The sequence below is a fragment of the Sutcliffiella horikoshii genome (assembly GCF_019931755.1).
GTDB lineage: Bacteria > Bacillota > Bacilli > Bacillales > Bacillaceae_I > Sutcliffiella_A > Sutcliffiella_A horikoshii_E.
The window spans coordinates 1,474,676-1,496,670 of the sequence record NZ_CP082918.1 but is presented as its reverse complement, the minus strand read 5'-3'; the positions used below and the strand labels follow the sequence as shown (position 1 = coordinate 1,496,670).

General features: G+C 36.2%; 18 protein-coding genes, 3 pseudogenes and 1 riboswitch. Of the genes and pseudogenes, 10 read left to right on the top strand and 11 right to left on the bottom strand.

The features are described 5' to 3' along the window. Positions 1–11: 11 nt before the first annotated feature. The gene (locus K7887_RS07665; protein ID WP_223492942.1) at positions 12–1,331 is read right to left on the bottom strand and encodes an O-acetylhomoserine aminocarboxypropyltransferase/cysteine synthase family protein; all 1,320 of its coding nucleotides are present in this window, start codon (positions 1,329–1,331) and stop codon (positions 12–14) included. Positions 1,332–1,402: 71 nt separating this feature from the next. Then, positions 1,403–1,516: riboswitch (SAM riboswitch) on the bottom strand. Positions 1,517–1,837: 321 nt separating this feature from the next. On the opposite strand from K7887_RS07665, the gene K7887_RS07660 reads away from it, so the two are divergent. After that, positions 1,838–3,970 carry an ATP-dependent Clp protease ATP-binding subunit gene (locus tag K7887_RS07660; RefSeq protein ID WP_223493606.1) on the top strand — a complete coding sequence of 711 codons (2,133 nt, stop codon included), beginning with the start codon at positions 1,838–1,840 and terminating at the stop codon, positions 3,968–3,970. Positions 3,971–4,448: 478 nt separating this feature from the next. On the opposite strand, the gene K7887_RS07655 is transcribed toward K7887_RS07660, so the two are convergent. From K7887_RS07655 to K7887_RS07640, 4 genes and pseudogenes are all read right to left on the bottom strand, one after another. Then, positions 4,449–4,781 carry a hypothetical protein gene (locus K7887_RS07655; RefSeq protein ID WP_223492941.1) on the bottom strand — a complete coding sequence of 111 codons (333 nt, stop codon included), beginning with the start codon at positions 4,779–4,781 and terminating at the stop codon, positions 4,449–4,451. Positions 4,782–4,860: 79 nt separating this feature from the next. After that, a complete protein-coding gene (locus K7887_RS07650) occupies positions 4,861–5,772 on the bottom strand; it encodes a polysaccharide deacetylase family protein (RefSeq protein WP_223492940.1) in 912 nt (303 codons plus the stop codon). 116 nt (positions 5,773–5,888) lie between these two features. Continuing rightward, a complete protein-coding gene (locus K7887_RS07645) occupies positions 5,889–7,379 on the bottom strand; it encodes a UDP-N-acetylmuramoyl-L-alanyl-D-glutamate--2,6-diaminopimelate ligase (RefSeq protein WP_223492939.1) in 1,491 nt (496 codons plus the stop codon). A 195-nt stretch (positions 7,380–7,574) separates the two neighbouring features. Then, a pseudogene (locus K7887_RS07640) lies at positions 7,575–8,123 on the bottom strand (M3 family metallopeptidase); the annotation flags it as partial. A gap of 319 nt (positions 8,124–8,442) precedes the next feature. Between K7887_RS07640 and K7887_RS07635 the strand changes: the two are divergent. The 7 genes from K7887_RS07635 (at position 8,443) to K7887_RS22955 (ending at position 16,079) form a co-directional block, all read left to right on the top strand. Further along, positions 8,443–8,982 (top strand): helix-turn-helix domain-containing protein, encoded by a 540-nt coding sequence (locus K7887_RS07635; protein WP_223492938.1) that lies wholly within the window; start codon positions 8,443–8,445, stop codon positions 8,980–8,982. 53 nt (positions 8,983–9,035) lie between these two features. Further along, positions 9,036–10,352: a hypothetical protein gene (locus K7887_RS07630; RefSeq protein ID WP_223492937.1), complete on the top strand. Its 1,317-nt coding sequence runs from the start codon at positions 9,036–9,038 to the stop codon at positions 10,350–10,352. After that, positions 10,349–12,994: a hypothetical protein gene (locus tag K7887_RS07625; RefSeq protein ID WP_223492936.1), complete on the top strand. Its 2,646-nt coding sequence runs from the start codon at positions 10,349–10,351 to the stop codon at positions 12,992–12,994. Before K7887_RS07630 ends, K7887_RS07625 begins: the two co-directional genes overlap by 4 nt. Before the next feature lie 11 nt (positions 12,995–13,005). Further along, the gene (locus K7887_RS07620) at positions 13,006–14,748 is read left to right on the top strand and encodes a hypothetical protein (protein ID WP_223492935.1); all 1,743 of its coding nucleotides are present in this window, start codon (positions 13,006–13,008) and stop codon (positions 14,746–14,748) included. Next, on the top strand, positions 14,732–15,481 hold the full coding sequence (locus tag K7887_RS07615; protein ID WP_223492934.1) for a hypothetical protein: 750 nt from the start codon (positions 14,732–14,734) through the stop codon (positions 15,479–15,481). The genes K7887_RS07620 and K7887_RS07615 overlap by 17 nt, the downstream gene beginning before the upstream one ends. Positions 15,482–15,561: 80 nt before the next feature. After that, positions 15,562–15,750, top strand: coding sequence for a hypothetical protein (locus K7887_RS07610; protein WP_223492933.1), 189 nt, complete (start codon positions 15,562–15,564; stop codon positions 15,748–15,750). Positions 15,751–15,944: 194 nt separating this feature from the next. Continuing rightward, positions 15,945–16,079, top strand: a complete 135-nt coding sequence (locus tag K7887_RS22955) for a hypothetical protein (RefSeq protein ID WP_263290342.1) — start codon at positions 15,945–15,947, stop codon at positions 16,077–16,079. Between the two features lie 257 nt (positions 16,080–16,336). Here the strand turns inward: K7887_RS22955 and K7887_RS07605 are convergent, their stop codons facing one another. Together K7887_RS07605 and K7887_RS07600 are read right to left on the bottom strand one after the other, a co-directional pair. Next, complete coding sequence (locus K7887_RS07605; protein WP_223492932.1) at positions 16,337–18,475, bottom strand: heavy metal translocating P-type ATPase; 2,139 nt, start codon at positions 18,473–18,475, stop codon at positions 16,337–16,339. Beyond that, on the bottom strand, positions 18,468–18,836 hold the full coding sequence (locus K7887_RS07600; protein WP_223492931.1) for an ArsR/SmtB family transcription factor: 369 nt from the start codon (positions 18,834–18,836) through the stop codon (positions 18,468–18,470). Before K7887_RS07600 ends, K7887_RS07605 begins: the two co-directional genes overlap by 8 nt. Positions 18,837–19,361: 525 nt before the next feature. Here K7887_RS07600 and K7887_RS07595 point away from each other — a divergent pair. Together K7887_RS07595 and K7887_RS07590 are read left to right on the top strand one after the other, a co-directional pair. Beyond that, the gene (locus tag K7887_RS07595; RefSeq protein WP_223492930.1) at positions 19,362–19,715 is read left to right on the top strand and encodes a hypothetical protein; all 354 of its coding nucleotides are present in this window, start codon (positions 19,362–19,364) and stop codon (positions 19,713–19,715) included. Then, positions 19,705–19,920, top strand: a complete 216-nt coding sequence (locus K7887_RS07590) for a hypothetical protein (RefSeq protein WP_223492929.1) — start codon at positions 19,705–19,707, stop codon at positions 19,918–19,920. Before K7887_RS07595 ends, K7887_RS07590 begins: the two co-directional genes overlap by 11 nt. 351 nt (positions 19,921–20,271) lie before the next feature. Here the strand turns inward: K7887_RS07590 and K7887_RS07585 are convergent, their stop codons facing one another. The 4 genes and pseudogenes from K7887_RS07585 to merR form a co-directional block, all read right to left on the bottom strand. Continuing rightward, complete coding sequence (locus K7887_RS07585) at positions 20,272–20,733, bottom strand: putative iron-sulfur cluster-binding metallochaperone (RefSeq protein WP_223493605.1); 462 nt, start codon at positions 20,731–20,733, stop codon at positions 20,272–20,274. Positions 20,734–20,755: 22 nt separating this feature from the next. After that, positions 20,756–20,911, bottom strand: a pseudogene (locus K7887_RS23065) (heavy-metal-associated domain-containing protein); the annotation flags it as partial. A gap of 162 nt (positions 20,912–21,073) precedes the next feature. Then, positions 21,074–21,360: pseudogene (locus tag K7887_RS22950) on the bottom strand (putative mercuric transport protein). Positions 21,361–21,404: 44 nt separating this feature from the next. Next, on the bottom strand, positions 21,405–21,818 hold the full coding sequence (gene merR / locus K7887_RS07575; protein ID WP_223492928.1) for a mercury resistance transcriptional regulator MerR: 414 nt from the start codon (positions 21,816–21,818) through the stop codon (positions 21,405–21,407). Positions 21,819–21,995: the final 177 nt, after the last annotated feature.

Sequence of the window (21,995 nt, the reverse complement as noted above, 5' to 3'; positions counted from 1 at the left end):
CCCACTCATTTCTATATGTTTTGACTGACTGCAGCTTGTTTGGACTTTCCAGTAGCCACGAATAGTGCCTGATCTAAATCATTCTGCAGATCCTTTAGCGACTCAATTCCGACAGATAAGCGAATCAGATCTTCTGTCACACCGGATTTAATTAAATCGTCACCTGTTAGCTGCTGATGTGTGGTGGAAGCGGGGTGAATAATTAAAGATTTTGCATCTCCGACATTTGCCACATGAGACCAGAGTTTAATGCTGTCAATCGCCTTTCTCCCTGCATCTCTTCCACCTTTAATTCCAAAGTTTACAATGGAACCATTGCCTCTACCCAAATATTTTCTCGCAAGAGTATGTGCCGGGTGATCTGGCAGTCCAGGATAGGAAACCCATTCCACTGCAGGGTGATCTTGTAGGTATTTCGCTAATTCCAGGGCATTCTCGTTATGCTTTTCTACTCGTAAGTGCAAGGTTTCAAGTCCCTGTAAAAGTAAAAATGCATTTTGAGGACTCAAGCATGCGCCAAAATCTCTTAGAAGTTGCACTCTTAGCTTCACAGCAAATGCCAGATTCCCAAAAGTCTGTGCATATTTAATTCCGTTATAGCTTGCATCCGGCTCCGTAAATCCAGGGAAGTTCGGATGGTCCCAGTTAAAGTTCCCACCGTCCACTACTACTCCGCCAATGGTTGTTCCATGGCCACCTATCCATTTCGTTGCAGAATGGACAACGATGTCCGCTCCCCACTTGATAGGATTGCAAAGGTAAGGGGAAGCAAAGGTATTGTCAATGATCAATGGGATAGAGTTATCGTGAGCCACCTTTGCTACCGCCTCTACATCCAGTACGCGTAAGCTTGGGTTTCCAATGATTTCTCCGAATATCGCCTTCGTTTTAGGTGTAATTGCGTTGCGGAAATTTTCCGGGTCTGTTGCATCTACAAACTTTACCTTAATTCCGTACTTTGGAAGTGTTACAGCAAAGAGATTATAAGTTCCGCCATATAAGTTTTCTGCAGCAACAATTTCATCTCCGGCATGGGCAATGTTCAAAATCGCAAAAGCAATGGCTGACATTCCTGAGCTTGTCGCAACAGCTGCTGCCCCTCCTTCCAAGAGAGCAAGTCTTTTTTCCAGCACATCTACAGTTGGATTCATGATTCTCGTGTATATATTGCCAAATTCATTTAACGCAAAAAGATTTTGAGCATGGTCGGTGTTGTCGAAAACATAGGAAGTTGTTTGATAAATAGGTACGGCCCTTGAACCTGTCGTCGGGTCTGGCGTTTGTCCTCCGTGCAATAATACTGTTTCCACATCATAGTTTGGTTTTGTCATCCTACATTCCTCCATTTTTCTATTTTCCACAAAATAAAAACCCCTTCCTAAGAAGAGGTTTAACATTCCTCCTCTTATCTCTCAGGCTACATTGCCTGCAGGAATTAGCACCAACTCAAGAAAATAAATTCTTGAAGGTTGCCGGACTTCATCGGGCCTGATCCCTCAGTCACTCTGGATAAGAGTTATTTAGTTGGTTAATACGTTAAAACATAATAGTTATATAATCTACGATATTTCTAAGGAGAAATAATTATTACTAAAACTTTTTGCAATTATAGCAACTGTAACGCAATAAAGTCAATACAATATTCTGAACTTTTCAACATAACTTTTGTATTCCACTAATTTCCTGTAAGCATACTACTTGAAAGTCAAAAAAGGTCAAAGTATAATAACCTTACAACCTTTAAAGGTCAAAATAAGTCAAACTTTTATCAAAGGTGAAATGTTTCCCTTGCAAAATAAGGGGTCATATCACAACAATATTAGGAGGTAGCATGATGATGAAATGTCAAAAATGTGAAGTAAATAACGCAACGATTCAATTTAAATTTCGTTCAAATAACGAGCAGACACAACTTGTCTTATGCTCTTCCTGCTTTGAAGAAGTAAGAGCACAAATGACATCACCGACGCCCACTAGTTTTTTCTCTGACTTTCCTTTTGGGAATGGCTCGTCTAATGATGAAGGCCATGTAAACGGGACGGCTCAAAACCAATCACTAGGAAGCAAAAAAGGTGGAAGCATTCTTGATGAGCTAGGTAAAAATATAACCAACATTGCCAAAACAGGTCTCATTGATCCTGTCATTGGCCGTGATAAAGAAATTAAACGTGTGATTGAAATTTTAAATAGGCGAAATAAAAACAACCCTGTCCTGATCGGGGAACCAGGTGTAGGTAAAACTGCCATAGTGGAAGGGTTAGCCTTGAAAATTGTAGAAGGCGATGTTCCTTCAAAATTAAAAAACAAGGAAATATATTTGTTGGATGTAGCTTCCCTTGTCGCTAACACAGGAATTCGCGGTCAATTTGAAGAGCGTCTTAAACAAGTAATTACAGAGTTGCAAAAAAGAAAAAATGTCATTCTTTTTGTAGATGAGCTACACCTTATTGTCGGTGCTGGTTCTGCTGAAGGCTCAATGGATGCAGGAAACATTTTAAAACCTGCTTTGGCAAGAGGCGAACTCCAATTGGTCGGGGCAACAACATTGAAAGAATACCGCCAAATTGAAAAAGATGCGGCACTTGAACGCCGCTTCCAACCGGTTACCGTCAAAGAGCCGTCTACGGATGAGGCATTAAAAATTATTAAAGGCATTCAATCAAAATATGAAGATTACCACCAGGTTACCTATTCAGATGATGCCATCAAAGCTTGCGTAGAGCTTTCACACCGCTACATCCAAGATCGCTTCTTACCAGACAAAGCGATTGATCTTTTAGATGAAGCAGGATCAAGAAAAAATCTAACGTTAAATACGATTGATTTGGAGCAAATTGATGCTCGTCTGACTCAAATTGAAGAAGAAAAGAAGGCAGCTTTATCGAAAGAGGATTACGAAACAGCTGCCAAGTTAAGAGACGAAGAGGAAAAGCTTGAAGAAAAAAGAAACTCCAACGATCAAGCGGATTACGAGCGCGGTCAAGTGACATTGGAAGACATCCAAGTCATCATGGAAGAGATGTCAGGAATTCCAATTGGTAAATTGCAAGTTGATGAACAGGCAAAACTCAAAAACCTTGCAACAAACTTGAACCAAAAAGTCATTGGACAAGAAGAAGCTGTCAATAAAATTACAAAAGCGATCCGCAGAAGCCGTGCTGGCTTGAAAAGAAAAGAGCGTCCAATCGGTGCTTTCTTATTCGTTGGACCTACAGGGGTAGGGAAAACCGAATTGACCAAATCACTGGCTGAAGAGCTCTTTGGAACGAAAGATGCTTACATCAGATTTGATATGAGTGAATATATGGAGAAACACGCAGTTTCCAAGCTGATAGGCTCCCCTCCTGGCTATGTTGGTCACGAGGAAGCGGGGCAACTAACAGAAAAAGTTCGCCGAAATCCTTACAGCATTATTCTGCTTGATGAGATGGAAAAAGCTCATCCGGACGTTCTACACCTGTTCTTACAAGTGATGGAGGATGGACGACTTACCGACAGCCAAGGCAGAACCGTAAGTTTCAAGGATACGGTTATCATCATGACAAGTAACGCAGGTGTGACGGATAAGAAGATTTCTGTAGGCTTTGAAAAACAGGCCACGCCTGAAACGGGTTCTGTTATCGAAAGCTTATCGAATTACTTTAAACCTGAATTTTTAAACCGTTTTGACAGTATCATCGAGTTCTCACAGCTTCAAAAAGATCACCTGTTGGCAATTGTCGACATTATGGTCGATGAATTATCTGAAATGCTCAGCCAAGAACGTGATTGTGAACTTACCATTTCAGATGTTGCAAAAGAAAAGTTGATAGAGCTTGGATATAACCCGGCGTTTGGTGCAAGACCATTGCGCAGAATCATCCAAGAGCATATTGAAGATCCAATTACAGACCTATTATTGGATGGCGATACTTTTGCGAAAATCGATGTAGATGTAACAGATGACCAAATTGTCGTAAACGGCAAATAATCAAAAAAGACTGTCCGAACCGGGCAGTCTTTTTTTGATTGATAAGAAAGTATATAAAATACTGTTGATTTCCGTTCCAGGCGCTTCGCTTGCCTGCGGGCGGTCCGTGAGCCTCCTCAGGCTTCGCCTTCCGGGGTCTCACATGTCCCTTCCTCCCGCGGGCGTCTGCGCGCCTTCCACTTCAATCAACAAGGTGACTTCATTCATCTAAGGGTTTTAAAACAGCACCTAACCTAGTTAACTGAATAAGCATTTAGGTATCGTTTACGAAATTTCAAGCTGTGGATTGGAGCAAATGGCGGAGACTCCAGCGGGGGAGTAACGGTAGGTTGAGACCCCGCAACGAAGTGAGGAGGCTCAAGCGCCGTCCCGCGGAAAGCGAAGCCATTTGCGGAAAGGAACAGCGGTGCCTAACCACTAACTAATGTTTAATGCTATAAACGGACAATGGCTTTTGTTCGGTGCTCTCAAAATTCACCTAAATATCAAGTTCTCTGTTTAGGTCCAGTCCTAGTCCTCTTCTGTAAATACGAAAACCCCTGCTTTTGAATTCAGGAATATAAAACTTCATCTTTGAATGCCCTGCACTGCCGATAAAAATCAAATTGTACCTTGTGAAGCCTTGCAGGGTCAACAAACTAAACGTTTCCTGAAAATCATTGTCCGGATCTATTATTACATCCACTATCTCCTGCTGGATGATTTTTTCATTCATAATGGAATTGGCGTTCTCCACTTTCGTTTTCGATTGACACGCCGAAACATTAAAAAGCAAGACAATGGAAAATACTACATGAAACATACAAGCCACGATACTAACCTCCCACTCTTATCGTGACCCACAGCCTCATCAATATGTGATTTCCACCCATTTGTTACAAAACTGTAATCTACTCTAAATCATATTCATTTAAATGGACAAAACTAAAACCCTGTTCCAATAAAGCCAGTACTGCATCTTTTACTCCTTCTGCTGTTTCACTTTGTGGTTGGTTCATATGTAGAATGACGATGGAACCTGGTTGTGCTTTTAACATTTCCTGCGATACTTCCTCCTTTGTAAAAGTTGCGCCACCATCCCCAATGACATCAAAGTTTACTACTTGTACACCTAAGTCTTCCGCAATTTGAACGGCTGTGTCATCATAAAATGCTGTACCGGATCGGAAATATTGCGGGATTTCTCCTGTTATCTCAAATATTTTCATTTGATTTTCCATTATTTCTTCCACTATTTCTTCTTGAGAAGAAGTACTTGAAATTCCCCATGCACTTCGAGGCATGACAGAAAGCGGCTTATGTTCTGTTCCATGATTTTGTATAGTAAAGAGAGGGTTTGCTGCAAGCTCTACAAATGCCTCATATTGTTCATCGATCCACCTTGCATTGACAAAGAGATCCGCTTTTATGTTGTTTTCCACTAGAAAGCTTATTAATTCTTCATCATATCCGCTTCCATTTTCACCGCCGCAAGCATCCAAAGTAAGAGCTATCACTTTTTCCTCCGTATTTAGTCGTGTTTTAACTCCGGTTACATACTCAGAAAATTGCGACGAATCACTATAGACTTGTCCATTCACTTCTAATGCGAGATCCTCCAACTCCTGTTTTTGATTGTTCTTCTCTGTGGTTTCACTGTCTGGATTTTCACTTATTTCCTCTGCTGACACTTCTTTTTGTGGTTCTTCTTGAACCGTGTTGCTCTCATTATCATTCTGTTCGGTTACACTCGTGTTCACATTTGATGTACAGCCCATTGTAACCATCAGAATAAACATAAAGACCAATGACTTTTTCCCCATATATTTTCCATCCCCTGTATATCATTAGTTTTATATCTAAAAAAAAGATGACCAGATGAAAGACTCACTTTGTAAATATGTGAGCCTATCATCAAGTCAGCCTATATCCTTTTTTTCTATGTTGTAGGAATGGTTTCTGTAAGTGGAAAGGCTTTTACTGCATTTATTGTAATTTCTCTTTCATCAAATGGAACGGATTCGCTTCCGATCAATTGATAATTCTCATGACCTTTGCCGGCGATTAGGATGACATCCCCTTCTCCTGCAATTTCAACAGCTCTGATGATTGCTTGTTCGCGATCAGGGATACATTCAAAGTTCTCATGTATGGCTCCTGCAGCCATCCCTTGGACAATTTCTTCCCCAGGCTCATCCAGCGGATTATCTGTAGTAAAGATGACATATTCCGACTTTTCTGTTGCGATTCTCCCCATTTTAGGGCGTTTGTCTTTGTCTCTTCCTCCACCTGTGCCGATAATGGAGATGATTTTATGTTTGGAGAACATGCGAATGCTGTCCAACGCTTTGCCGATTGCATCCTCTGTATGGGCATAATCGATGATGACATTTCGTTTGTCACCTGTCTCAAGTGTCTGCATTCGTCCACTAGGTGGTGCAGTCTCTCTTAAATGATTCAAGATACGCTCAAACGGCATTCCCTTGTCCCAAAGAACACAAATGACGGACAAAATATTGTAAACATTAAATTCCCCAACAAACGGGATTTCCAACTCAAATTCGCCAAAATTAGTTTCAAGTATGAAGCTTGTCTTATTTTCAAAAAACTTTATGTCCCGCGCTTTAAAATCCGCATCATTCTTAATTCCGTAAGTGATGATTCTAGCACCTGTCATTTGAATATAATCCTTGGTTGCTTCATCGTCCACATTTAATATAGCAGCTTTGTCCTTGCGAAGATCTTGACCTAATTGAGCAAAGAGGAGACCTTTGGCATTTTTATAATTCTCCATCGTTCCATGAAAGTCGAGATGATCTTGTGTCAGGTTAGTGAACACACCGTTTTGGAATTCCACTCCTGCGAGACGACCAAGTACGAGACCATGTGAGGATACTTCCATTACCACATCGGTTACACCAGCTTCTACCATATCTTTAAGCATTCGCTGCATGGTTAAAACGTCACTTGTTGTATTTTTACTTTCAAATTTCTCTCCATCAATATCAATCTCAATGGTACCGCTTAGCCCGGTTTTATATCCTTCTTTTCTCATTACATTATTGATGACACTTGAGACTGTCGTTTTTCCATTTGTTCCTGTTACCCCGACAATGCGAAGTTTTGTGGATGGATAATCAAAAAATGCATTTGCTAACTGACCCAATGCGCGCTCTGTGTCTCGAACATGCACATAGCAGATTCCTTCCACTAATTGTTCCGGCATATCCTGTACTACAATCACACTTGCACCTTTTTCAACTGCAGAAGGTATGTAGAGGTGACCATCCACCGTATAACCTTTTATACAAACAAAAACGGAATCTGTCGTTACTTGTCTAGAATCAGAAAAAATATTAGAAACGGATAAAGGGAAATCACCGTAAACTTTTAGTGTTGAAACATTGGAAAATAATACATTCGTTTTCATAACAGTCACTTCCTTTTCTGATACTAAAAGTGTTAATAATAGTATCTTCATAAAAATCTTTATGTAGCTTACCGATTTTTACTAATAATTTTAAGAGTATTTAGATCTATTTTGGTTAAAGTATACCCTTTATTCTACAAAATTTGCGGTAAAAGTGAAAGAAAAAGCTGCCGGAGTGTACGACAGCTTTATCTCTTATAACGCTTTATCATTTACTTCATTCAAATAGTTTTCAATCTCTCCGACAACTGACTCTACGCAACCATCCTCAAACGGAGATCGTAGACCTGCAAATTTAACTAGGTCGACAAATGATTTGCTGCCACCTTGTTTGCAAAGCTCTAAATAAGAGTTCCATGCAGACTCAGGATTTTCTTGTGAAAGCTTCCAATATTGCAGTGCACAAATTTGGGCAAGTGTGTAATCAATATAATAGAATGGAGAGCGGTAAATATGGCCTTGACGTTGCCAGAATCCACCTGCTTCTAAATAAGAATTTCCATCATAATCACGGCCTGGCAGGTATTTTTTCTCAATCTCTCTCCATGCTTGATTTCTTTCGGCTGGAGAAGCATCTGGGTATTGGTATACATAATGTTGGAATTCGTCAACTGCTACGCCATATGGCAAGAAGGAGATTGCTCCACTTAAATGAGAGAACTTATATTTTTCTGTATCCTCTTTGAAGAACAGGTTCATCCACGGCCAAGTGAAGAATTCCATGCTCATTGAGTGGATTTCACACTTATATTCCCTTTTTTCCGTAGTGAAAATAAATAACAATAAATCATATAACCTAACCATTGGTGTAGCAATATTTGTTACACCTTTTATTTTTAACAATACACCTAATTTTGTGTTGAAATAAATAGTTATATAGTTTATTATAAAGATGTATAAGATATTGCATATTAATAGACTACTTTAAGACTCTAATAAGACCTCTTTTACAACAACAACAATTTTACATAAACGTGTTGTTGTAATTTTTTAACCGCAAACAGAACGTATGTTGCCTACAGGCAATAAATAAGAAATCTACTAATGAAAGCAGGGGCAAATAATGAACAAGTTCCTTTCCGTTAGAGAAGTAGCTGAGAGGCTTCAAAAAAGCGAGGAAACCGTTAAAAGATGGATTCGTACTGGAAAGTTTCCGAATGCTCTTAAAGAATCCGACAAGCAAGGTTGGCAAATACCAGAGCAAGACATCCATACATTACTAACCGAAAATCAAGATTCACCGATTAAAGTGAATAATGCATTGGATCAAGAACCGCTTTACCCAACACATGATGGACATTCAAAAGAATTAGTTTTATTAGCATATCAAGCAGTTACTATGACTTCACCTACCCAAACGATGATTAACATTCTTAGTCATATTGGAATCAAACGAACTTTGGAAATATTGCTTACAATGCAACAATCACCTAAGAAAGTCAAGAATCCCGAAGGGTTTATTAAAAAGGCAATTAGTAAAGGGTGGACTCCTTCTACTTTACCAATCAAGAAAGAGAGAAACTTTACGAGAATCCAAAGGACTACATCACCTGAGAACGAACAAAGGTCTATCCCTTTTTACAACTGGTTGGAAGAGGATTGAGCAAAAAATTTATTTAAGTTAAATTCACAATTAACGCAGAGAGGAATGCAATTATGAATTATGAATTTGTCGTAATCCAAAAAGAAATAAAAGAGCTAAAAAATAACAAAATGGTTTCATCTGCAAAAACATTCATATGTGTAAAAGATAGAGATACAGGTATCATTTATCCTCACCCATTGACTAACTTTATTAAAGGGGAATCCGTTGACCTGTCTCATGCCCCTACAACCCAAAAGAGCTATGCAGAAGAAGTAAAAAAATTTCTAAATTACATTTTGGAGTGTATTGATGATGAAGATGAATTATTCCTCCCATTGGAAGACGAAGGATTAAAGGGATTAGGATTGATCCATGGTGCTAAATATCTAACCTATCTGAAATATAGAGTTGATTTGAATGAGATTAAACCTAATACCGTATTTACCGCAGAGCGATTACTCACAAAGTTCTATGTGTACTTGATTGACCAAAACATCATAAATGAAAAAATTAACATTATTTATGATCCAAGGAAAATAAAGGGTAAAACAATATACATTCCAAGATCTCCTTTTAGGGGATTTGACCTTAGTGTTGAATTTCCTGCAAGAGAAAGTCGTGAAAAGATTAAAGAAAGAAGATTACACGATTTCGGTGATGGGAAATTGAATCTTGTAAATACATTTTTAAGAGTAGCAGAGTTAGAGGCTCCTGAAATTGCATTAGGAATTGCTTTTCAATTCTATGGAGGGTTAAGACGAGGCGAAGTAATCAATTTAATGCGAAGCAGTATAAAAAAGCCTAAAGAGAACGGTTCAGGAGAATTTAATCTTGATATAAAAGACAATTGGAAAATACTCTTTCCCAATAAAATAAGTACACTTTCGGAGCAAGTAAAAAAACCAAGATTACAAGCAGTGTTTAAAACAGATATTGTCTTGGAATTCTTAGAAAATCATGAAGAAAGACTAAAACGGTTAGAAAAAACAAAGAAAATAAAAAACAAATTTGCTTATTTTGTTTCAAACCAAGGCAATCCCATCTCAGGGAAGGAATATTGGAAACGATTCACTAAAGTAAGAGACAGATTTCTGGAAGTTGTTTTGGAACAGAGTACGGATGATTATGAAATTTTAACATCAAAACCTTGGTCTACTCATATGGGGCGTGGAATTTATACCAATATGCTCACATTCTTACTTGGGTGGAGTCCTGAAGAAGTAGCAATTGCCAGAGGGGATAGCTTTGTTGATTCCGCAAAAAGCTATACTGAGGCAATGAATGTAAGGAAAAAGACTGTTGAAGCTACCGAACTCATTGCAAAAGCTCCCCTTGTATCCGATAGGAAAAACAATATTACTGTAGAAGATTTGAGGGGAATTAAATGAATGATTTTGTATCGTACAATGAACTTGTAAAATTGTTTGATCTTAGCGGTTTAGGATTAAAACGACCAGAAAAAAGACAAGCACTTGTCGATGCAGGTGAATTAGAAACCATAAGCTCGGATGGAAAAACGTATTATTCAATTAAATCACTGGAAACATACCTTTCTAAGATTGAACAAATCAGAAACGATTACTACACCATTGGCGAGCTTATTGAAAAAACAATGGGTAGTAAAGCTGATAATATGTACTATGGTCGTTTTTTGAATCTATGCAAAAGTGCTTGCATGGATATATTGATAATGGAAATACCACCCACACTTACCATGAAATACTTAATCAAAAAATCAAGTTATGAGCAATTTGTTCAAAATTATATTTCTATAGCAGATGCACATTTACAACTCAGCTATTTCAAAGATTCTTACACCTTCACAAGATATATTATAAAAGAAAAATATGAGATATTAACATTCCTGAAATTACATGAATTTATGTATATAAAGAAAGATGCATTAAAAGAAATCAAAAAGAAACTAATCGTTGATGGAGTCAGCGTCACCGATGCACAAAAAATACTCAATATAAACACACCAAAGAACTTTTATGAAATTTTGAGGGAATATAACATCACTTCTTATTTAGGTCGATTATCTAAACAGGATTTAAAATCCCTCTTGAATGAACAAGAAAAAATATATACTGACTTAGAACAAAATTACTATTCGTATGAGGAAATTACATCACTTTCTAATGAGATAGGAACTGTGAAAGTGGATAATAAATTCATAAAAACTATCCGTCATAATATCCCACATATTGCACAAATAAAAAAATTCGATGGGAAAATATCCTTATTCGAAAAAATTCAGTTTGATCAATATTTACAGAAAATAAAAAAAGAAAAAGAAATCAGTCAAATTCTCAATTCAACCAGTTCTGACTATTATCATGTATTTTTAGAACTTTTCAGTTTGGAAAACGTAACCTTTTCGGAAGAAGCTAAATTAACTAAAGAGCTTTGGTTCAAATATGTAAATTGGAAATTATCAAACCAAAGCGGTAATTATGAAACTTGCATTAGGAGAGCCTCAAATTTTTGCAAAACAACCACGACTCTTATCAATTTTATTAAATCAAGGGAAATCTTTGAATTCTCCGAGATGGAATTAAATTTAGGGCTTTTCAGTCTTAATGTACCAAAAAATTATAGAAAAGAACTATTTATTTTCATATCAACCGCTAACGACACACTTGTAACATATGGAAAAAAATTGTTTGATTTGAAAAAAATTGATCCGAAGTTGACTGCAACTAAGAGCCAGGAAAAGGAAGTCTATTCCATTGATGAATATATATCATTACATTCTTTTGTTTGCGATTACGAAAGGCATAAAAAATTAGCCATCAAAGATGTTGGTACTGCATTAACGAACAAAAAGAAATACAGAAAATATGATTCTTTTTGGTTATTTGTTCTACTTCATATAAACAATGGTTGGCGTAGACAAGATATTATCGAGTTCCCAAGGCTTTCATTCCCTTTATTTGATAAATACAATTTAACTTCGATAGAATCACTTGAAAATTTACAATTAACCTATTTAGAATCAGAAAAAATAGTGAATTATTATAGAGTCCAATGGTTTGAACACAACAAAACAAAAGAAAAAGCAGAGTTTTATTGTTCAAGCGTTCTAACAATTCCCATGGCATACGCCATCCTGATTTGTGAGTTTAGATGCCGTATGTTACACGTTCATGAGGAAAAAACTCTTATTCATTTTTACACCAAGCATAATACAATCAATCCTACTGTTCATAATACTTTTTTTGAAGGTTTTATAGATGGATTTAGGTTTGAATCAAGAAAAATGAATAGAACAGTTTTGACTTTGATGGAATCAGTAATAAACGCTACCGCTTTTTCTACTGGCGATCCGATTGAAATAGCCCGCCATTTAAGAGGACACACAACAAAAGAAACCACAAACGGCTATATCGTAATACCTCAACAGCACTTAGACTTTATAACCAAACAGCTTTTTGATACGGGGTATTTTGGTTATATTTACGATCAGGTCGGGAAGTTGTTAATTGCGGAATCTCCTGAAACTCGGACAGAACAAACGCAGAGATCAATTACAATACGGGAATTATTAGGAGATGTGGTGAAATTGGATGACATGTCTTCGTATCTATTGCACCTCTCCCAAGAGCGTGAAGATTTAGGAAAATATTTAGACGAATTACCGAAAGAAGAGTTGCAAAAGAAAATGAACTTAATTAATTTAGGGCTTTCCCCTGCAAAAGAAGAGAGTTACCAGTGCTTTTTTGCACAGTGTATCGCTTCAAAGAAGGAATGTAGTAGATGTGCTTTCTCCATCCCACATTTCTATTCACTAACCGTTATTTGCGAACGAATTAAGAGGATAATTGACAATTACCGCAATGCACTCCAAGACAATGAAATCCCCGAAGGGGAATTAAATAAGCTATACAACATTTTGATTATGGATTATATCAAAGTACGTGAAGCCAAGCAAAAATTCGGAGTAGAAATCGTTGAGTCCTTTTTGGACATGGAATTTAAGGATTTTGACCACCAATTAAAACTACTTCCAGATCCCCAATACATTTAAAGGAGTAGACTATGAGAGTCAATACAACCGCTTTTGTAATAAGTGAAGAATTAATTGAAAATATTCAGGAGTTTAATGATAGTAAATTTGATTTAGATAGTTCTATAGAAATAGCAAAAGAAATTCTGCTCCAAGAAATGAATGAATTTCCATTAAGCGAATGCAATTTTACCGACAATACCTGGAAATTAGAATCTTTGGAACAAGGAAGACGTTGGCTGAACTTTGATGAATTAAAGGAAACGATTTATTTTAATAAGGAAATAAATACGGATTTATTCGTTTCTGTTGTAAAATGTTGGAGTGCATCCCTTATACCATCTATGAGTTCACATACGGTTCATTCAAGTCTTAGGGGATTAGAAACCTTCTTATCCATCACTACTGGATTGACTAACTTAAATAAAGATGATATTTCCGATCATTTTTCATCTTTAAGTGAGAAAACAAAGCAAACGACTTGTATTTCCGCTCTTAATTTCTTTGATTTTTACACTGATTTAGAAATAACAGATGAAGTTCTAACTCTTCTCTACGGATTAAAAAATCAATATAAAATAGGCAAAAACACAAGAATACTACCGCCTTCAAAAGATATTCTACTGTTTTCAAAAATATTAGAAGATTATTTCTCAACCCCTTTATCTGAGCAGGATTATCTTAAATGGTTTCCTGTTTGGTTATGGTGGAAGATAACAAATATAATACCTCTTCGCCCAAGTGAATATGCGGATATAGAGCGAAACTGTCTTATAAAGAAAGATGATAACTTTTATATAAAACTACCAAGAAAAAAGCAAAATGATCCTTCATCAAAAAAAATCCAAATTATGGATGAACTATATATACCCGATACCATTTACCATAAAATTGAAGAATACAAAAACAGAACAGATGAATTCGGGGAGACCGAAACCTTAATTTCCTATTTGTCAATCCCTCATTTTTCTTCTGCACAACGGCACGAAAAGAAGTTAAATCCTAATAAATTCTCAACTGGAATTTTTTATAAAACATTAGAAATGTTTTATGACAGAGTAGTATTTGGTAAATACGGTGTAACATACTTACCAGAAAATGACTCATTGATTGAAAGTAATTCGATGACTATTAGCCAAAAACTAATTCCTGGTGATACTCGCCACCTTGCATTTATTAACTTGAAAAGACAGGGCTATCATCCAGTTGAAATCGCAAGAATGGGCGGTCATACCTCCCTCCAATCACAAGAACACTATTTTAATCACCTAAAAAATTTTGTAGACCTTGAAATACTCGAATTGATTACAAAGACTGATTTAGATAGTATGTCTCCTACTGAATCGAACTCATTCGGTCATTCTCTCGGTTTAGAATTCGTAAATAAATTTGTTCTTAGACCATCAAGCACTGGATGCAAAATAAAATTGAAAGACGGTTACTGTACCGATCCTTCACAAAATTGCATGGTGGAAGATTGTTGGGAGTGTGATTCATGGAGAATCACACAGGAGGAATTCATACAGAAAAAACATATATTGGAGGAAAAAATAAAAAATAACCAATCATACATCAATGAAGTGATTGAGAATCTCAAAGACTTATATCAAGCGATTTACGCCAATATCGGTTCTGATGAATATTATTCTTCCGATAACCCTGAAATAAAAAAACAACTAATTAATCAATCAAAGCGTATTGACAAGGCAATACACAAATATATCAATCTTTCAAAGGTTAAAGAAAGGATCGATTCTATTGGAAACAAGAGGTAGAAAACCTAAAATTTATCCACAAGAGGAAATTGACAATCTGATTTACCGTTTTACACAAGAAGCAAAGGTATCTGGTTGGATTAAGTATTCGGAAGTATATCGTTATACAAAACAGCTTTACGAGAACGGTGAAATCCCCTATCAATTTAGCGAAGACTATTGGAGAAGAGATGGTCGGCAAGGAAAAGAAACTATTGATAAGAAAAACAAAGTATATGAATCTACAATTGTAAATAAAAAGACCTCAAAATCGGATGTTTATGTGGACACAGAAGAATGTGTTAATAAATTCTTTAATGGTAAACCATCTGATAAAAAAAGACTCATAGAAGCCTTAAAAATAAATGAAAAGAAAGCAAAAGACTATAATGACCTCTTAGAAAAAATTGATGCCCTAAAAAGCACAATTGAAGCTCTGAACGAGGATAAAAAGATATTAAAAGGATTAAACAAACAATACCAAACGGTATTGTTCTCATGGTTCAACGCAAGTCTAAAATCAGATGTTCCATTAATCAACCTATTAACTACAGGAAAATCAAGGCATCAAATAGTTGATTTGTTTTTTGATACAGCTTTTTCGAATCCAAAAGAGGGTTACGATAAATTTGAGGATTATCGAAAAAATGTTAAGAACAGTCATGATACAGTGAAGAAGGATAATGTAGTTACACCAATCAGAAAAAGCAGAATTCATCAAGCATCCGAAGAATTTGACTCAAAAGAGGTTTAGTCCATTCAAACACAACAGGTTAAAACACAATAAATGACTGTAATAACGTTAAATTAACGCTAAAATGGAGTGATTTTGAAATGGATGATACCACACGATTGTCAGTTTATCTTCCCGCCAACTTGAAAGATGAATTAGAGGAAATGGCAAAAGAAGTAGGGTTAAAGCAAAACCAATTGGTAGTTATGGCTTTACACAGCTTGGTTAGAAATTACGAAAAGAAAGGCTCTTTTATCTTCGTAGATTTACTAAGTCCGTCTGATAAATAAAATTCGAATCCATATCGACCTACAAATACAATCAATAATAAAGATAGTCAGGTTTATTTTACGATTATTGCCGTTTATTTGCCTTGTAGAAGGGCGATTTTAATTATCAAGTGGTATAAAGTCATTTAAAGCAAGAATCTAAATTTGAGCCTTTTAATGGCTTAAAACAAACATCTGTAAAGGATTGGTTTAAAATGAAAAAAGCAAAAGCAAAACCTGGCAACGTTACTCCAAGGGGAATTACACATTTCAAAGGTGAAACCAAGTTAGATAAATTAAACAAGCAAGCATTAAAGTATATTCGTGCTATAAAAGGCTCATTTGGATAATATATGATATATAATTGTATGGTTTCCATAGGGGAATCAGCACCCGTAACTTTTGACATAGCTCGTTATAAGAACGATTAGAGTCATACCATCCGATATTAACATCTGATTTCCTCCCACCTGGTTTAACACTACCAATAATTATTGGTTGGCTACTATCGGGCGACAAGGAGGAATTTATGACTATCAAAATAAAAAAGGTATCAAACAAGGAAAAAGGGATAACATCGCAAGGATGTATCCCTTTTTTTCAATAGTTATTCTTTAACTTTTAAAAGTCGCAAGCTGTTGAGAGTAACGATTAATGTTGCCCCCATATCAGCAAATATCGCTAACCACAAGGTCAACCAACCAGGAACGATTAATAGTAGTGCTACTAATTTTATGGCCAATGAGAAAGTGATATTTTGTTTAATTATAGCCAACGTTTTACGGCTGAGTTTGATGGTGTATGGTAATTTACTTAGATCATCTGACATTAAAGCGATGTCGGCTGTTTCTAAAGCCGTATCCGTTCCTGCACCACCCATTGCAACACCTACCGTTGCAGATGCAAGTGCAGGGGCATCATTGACACCATCACCGACCATTGCAACACTCTTATTACCTTTACGTAACTCTTTGATATAGTTTAATTTGTCTTCTGGTAACAATTCTGCTTTAATTTCGGATACTCCGATTTGTTTTCCGATTGCTTCTGCTGTTGCCATATTATCGCCTGTTAGCATCACTGTTTTTTCGATACCAACTTCATGAAGTTTCTTAATGATTTCTCTTGATGATTCTCTTATTTCATCAGCTACAGCAATCAAGGAAAGGATTGCTTTTTCAGTACCTAAAACCATTACGGTTTTTCCTTGTTTTTGAAGGGTAGTAATTTGTTCTTTAATATCAGATGCAATATTATTTGGAAGAATTTCTTCAAACAATTTTGGACTACCTACATAATAGATGTCACCATTTACAGTTGCTTTTACGCCTTTACCTGTAATGGATTGGAAATCTTCAACTACGACACTATTTGCATTTAATCCATCTTCTTCTGCTTTTCGGATAATAGCCGATGCTAATGGATGTTGAGATCCTTTTTCTATTGCCGTTGTGATAGTCAATAATTCACGTTCGTCACCATCATAATTGATAATATCTGTTACAGCAGGAACGCCTTTTGTGATGGTTCCTGTTTTATCGAATGCGATAATTTTCAATGCTCCTGCTTCTTCTAAGTGGACACCACCTTTAATAAGAACCCCATTTTTAGCTGAGTTTCCAATAGCCGTTACAATAGAAACAGGTGTTGAAATAACCAATGCACAAGGACAGCCTACGACTAAAACAGCTAAACCACGATAGATCCATTCACTCCAATCTCCACCCATAAATAATGGGGGAATGACTGCTAATAAAAGAGCCAGAATAATGATTCCTGGTGTGTAATATTTTGCAAAGCGATCCACAAATGCTTGGGAAGGAGCTTTCTCTGCCTGAGCCTCTTCAACTAAATGAATGATTTTTGAAAGGGTTGTATCTTCCACTCGTTTTGTTACTTTAACTTCCAATAATCCTTCTTCATTTAAAGTTCCTGCAAATACTTCATCATCGATTGTTTTAGCAACTGGAACGGATTCACCTGTAATGGCCGCTTGATTTAAGGTTGAAGTTCCCTTAATTACCACACCATCCATGGCTAATTTTTGTCCTGGTTTCACGATCATAATGTCGTCTATCTGAATATCTTCAACGGGAACCATCAATTCTTGATTGCCACGTCTGATTAATGCCTCTTTTGGAGAGATATCCATTAATGATTTAATCGATTGTCTTGCTTTATCCATTGAATAGCGTTCTAATGCCTCACTGACCGCAAAGAGAATAACAACGGTTGCTCCTTCTCCCCATTCTCCGATGGCTGATGCACCTAAAATTGCAACTGTCATCAGGGTGTTCATATCAAATTTGAGACGAACTAAATTTTTCAGCCCTTTAATAAATAAAGAGTATCCTCCAATAAGGATAGACAAAGCATATCCGATTGTTGGTAGGATATGTTCTTCGCCGTATTGCTCTCCTAAAAACCAACTTACAGCAAGAAGAATAGCTGAAATATATACCTTAATGTTTTCTTTTTGCTTCCAGAAAGGCCCTCGTTCAGTTGCCTTTTCTCTTTCACCTCGTATTTTAAGGTTTTCAAATGCTCCCGCTTTTTCCAATTCTTCAATAGTGGTATTTCCTTGTATGGTAATTTTTGATGCTCCAAAATTTACTTTTGCATCAATTACACCCTCTAAATTATTAACGTTATTTTCAAAAATACCTGCACAGTTGGTACAAGTGAATCCTTCTACTCGATATGTTTTTGTTGCTTGGTCTGCTGTTTTTACTTGTTGTTTAGGCATTTATTTTCACCTCTTTTTTATGAGCTATAGCAATCATAATTAATTGTTTAATGTGGTCATCATCTATAGAATAAAACGCAAGTTTTCCTTCCTTTCTATACTTTACAACTCCTTGCTTATAAAGTGTTCGTAAGTGGAAGGATGCATTTGGAACGGTACTCCCTATAATATGTGCTATATCACAAACGCAGAGTTCTTCATCCTTACACAAGGCATAGGCAATCTTTGCCCTATTTTCATCAGCTATTGCTTTAAACAACTGAGCAACACCAGATATTTCAACTGTTTGTAAATCATTTTGTATTCGATTTACCTTTTCTTCATCATAACAATAAATCTCACATGTATCTTTCTTACTCATGTTCTCACTCCATTCATTCAAGTATTTGCTTGAATATATTATATACACTTTATCAATCAATAATCAAGTGATTACTTGAATGAAATTAAAATTTCTTTAATGTTCTTTTAGTTTAAGAAAGACTAAGCAACCGCATACTACCCGATTTATCAATCATCACAAAAGTTGGAGAAATCTATTAAAACTTTACATAATCGAGGTGAAAACAATATGTATTAAGACGGAAAAAATAATTTCCTCAAAGAAACCTTTTGATGAGGAAACTATATTTCCGATGTGATAAAATAAGGTTAGGTTTTCCAAAGGGAAAATCAGTGCCGAGCTTTTTTGACAGAAGTGCTACGGACACAAAAACCACTCCAACGACATTGCGGGATACAGTGTCAAACCTATGGAGTGTTTTTTTCATTTTGATGTGATGTTGTTTCCATAGCAACACAATTAGAAAAAATTTACATTTTTATAGAACACATGTTCTTTTTATGGTATAATCACATTATAACTTACATACAGGAGAGTGTTTTCATGAAGGAGCCATTTTATCCCGAAGGGTTTGAATTGTTTGAGTGTCCAGAATGTGAGGCATCCATTGTAAAATATCGATTTGACTATGATCCCAATGGAGATGTTGTTCATTGGGCAGAGTGTGACTTTTCCATGTGTAGGAAACACCATGAACTCCATTATCCTGATGTGAAACCAGAAAATCCGAGTTCACTTATGATCGTTGAGAGTTTGACGAGGGAACAGATAATGCGAGAGATTTTTAAGCGTGATCCCCTTATCAAAAAGGCATCTGATCGGTTGAAGGAGTTAAGTGAAGATCCTGAATTTATTGTGGAGTTTCTTAAATGGGAGGAACAGTTTCGTGAAAGATGAACCGAATTTCCCTGGTCGCATTGTGTCAGCAGAAGAAAAAATAGAATTCTTTCATAAAGCAATTGAAAGTGATAAAGCTGAATTTCCAAACATGACGAAAGAAGATTTGATTTATTACATCATCTGTATGGATCATTTCTTACAAGCTAAGAGAGAATTCGATGTAACGCTTTACCTCCGAATGCGTTTTGGAAAGAAGGGCTGAAATTGAAGAAAAGGCGAAAAAAGATACCATTGTTAATACATTTGCATCCACCAAGAAGCTCGCTAAGAAACTCAATCTAATTAGGAGGCTCTTGGATTGAAACGAACACTAAAACGGAAAACAAAGCTACCAAAGACCTCAGTTCCCAATATGGGATTAAGCAAAATAATCGACAAATTAGAGAAAGCAATAGCAACTTTGAATAATAGAAAATGATAATAGCATCAAAAAATAAGACGCTCTCTTTTGAATCATAAAAATTGAAAAAGCAGGGAAATCCCCCTGCTTTTGTCACGCTTCCTAATAATTCCATCTTCAACTATAGCCCCTCGATGTTAAATAGGATAGTATTTATGATATTCCTTTGATAAAAGCTGTTACGTTACCTAAACAACAACTGCCTTGTGGATTGTTCACTTCACACCCACACCGATTTTCTTTAATATTTTGACGAATATGCTCAACGGGTTTATTAGCATTTCCATTTTCGACATATTCACTAATTTTTTCTTTAGTCCAATCAAAACAATAACAAATCGGCGTAGTTGGGGAATTGTCTTTTTGATGAACAGCAACTTTTAAGTCGGATATAAGATATGCTTTTTTTAGCATATCAAAATAAACAACATCACAGTCTTCACTTGCACAAAAAAAGTGATTTTCTTTAGCTTTCAGCGTCTCTAACGAAGATGGTTTCAGCATGGATTTTAGTGTGATCAGCTTTACACTTTTAGCCTTCCTTCGACAAGATGGGCATTCCTCAACAACGCTTTCCTTTTTTATTTCTTTAGGGTTACTACAACAATCTGCCATGTTTCTCCCACCTTTTTTGTTTTTATTCACTCACTTCATATCCTAACTTAGTAATGACTTTTTTAATCTTTTTAAACGAAACTTTTGAACTGTCAAAAGTAACCGTAGACTCGCCAGACACTTTCGAATCGAATTTCTCAATCCCTTTTAATTTTTTAACAGCAGAACCTACTGTTTTTGTACAATGTTCTCATGTATATCCCTTTATCATAAACGATACAGTTTTTAAATTTTCAGGTTGTGTCGAAACTTGTTTACCTGATTACCACATCCAGATAGAGTTAATCCAATTAGTAGAAAAATAATACTTAGAGTTAAAGTAAATCTCATATCATACCTCCTAAAATCCTTGCGACAAAAAGGTGTAAAGTAGTAAGAAGCCCGAAAGGACTGTAGCTGTCCATAACCTTTTTTCTGTTTCTTTGACCTATTCTTTTGTCTCCAATAAAATATGTGGGCGATCCCAAGTAGTATCACAGTAAGGACAATAAACACCATGCGAAAGGGAGCGAATGTAACCGCTAATGTGCCTGCCAAGCCACTTAGACCAAGTGGTATTAATATAGCAAATCCAATTCAACATATAATGGCGAAAAAAGCTGTGAATGCCGATGTGATAGAAGCAATTTTTGTTTACACTTTCCTTTATCCCCTTTTAGATTAGTTAGAAGTTAATTACCAATATTCTCTCCATCCATTAAGTCTTCGATAATTGGACATTCATAGAGAGATTTTTCGTCAGGACAACACTCTTTCAGTTGAATAAGCATCTGTTCGATTCTTTTTAAGTCCTTAATTTTCTTTTGTACATCATCTATTTTTAGAACAACAAAATCATACATATCCCTACAACGGTCATTGTCTTTATCAACAACTCCAAGTAGTTTGTCGATCTCGGATAAAGAAAAACCTAATTCTTGCATTCGTTTAATAAACTGTAGCCGATTAATAAACTCCTCTGGATAAATCCTGTATCCTGCTTTTGTACGAAAAGGTTCCGAAAGGAGACCTAACCTTTCGTAGTATCTTATGGTTTCTTTATTGACTCCACACCTTTCTGCAAGTTCACTTATGCGATATTTCATTTCATTCACCTCAAATAAATTATAAACCCTGTACCATAGTACAGGGTAAAGTGAGAATGTGAAGATTTTATTACTTTTTTGAATAACACTGCCTCATTAATCGAAGATAAAAATTAGCATAGTACAGAGCATACCTAAAAAATGCAAAACCCATAAAGACATATAAGAAAAATAAAT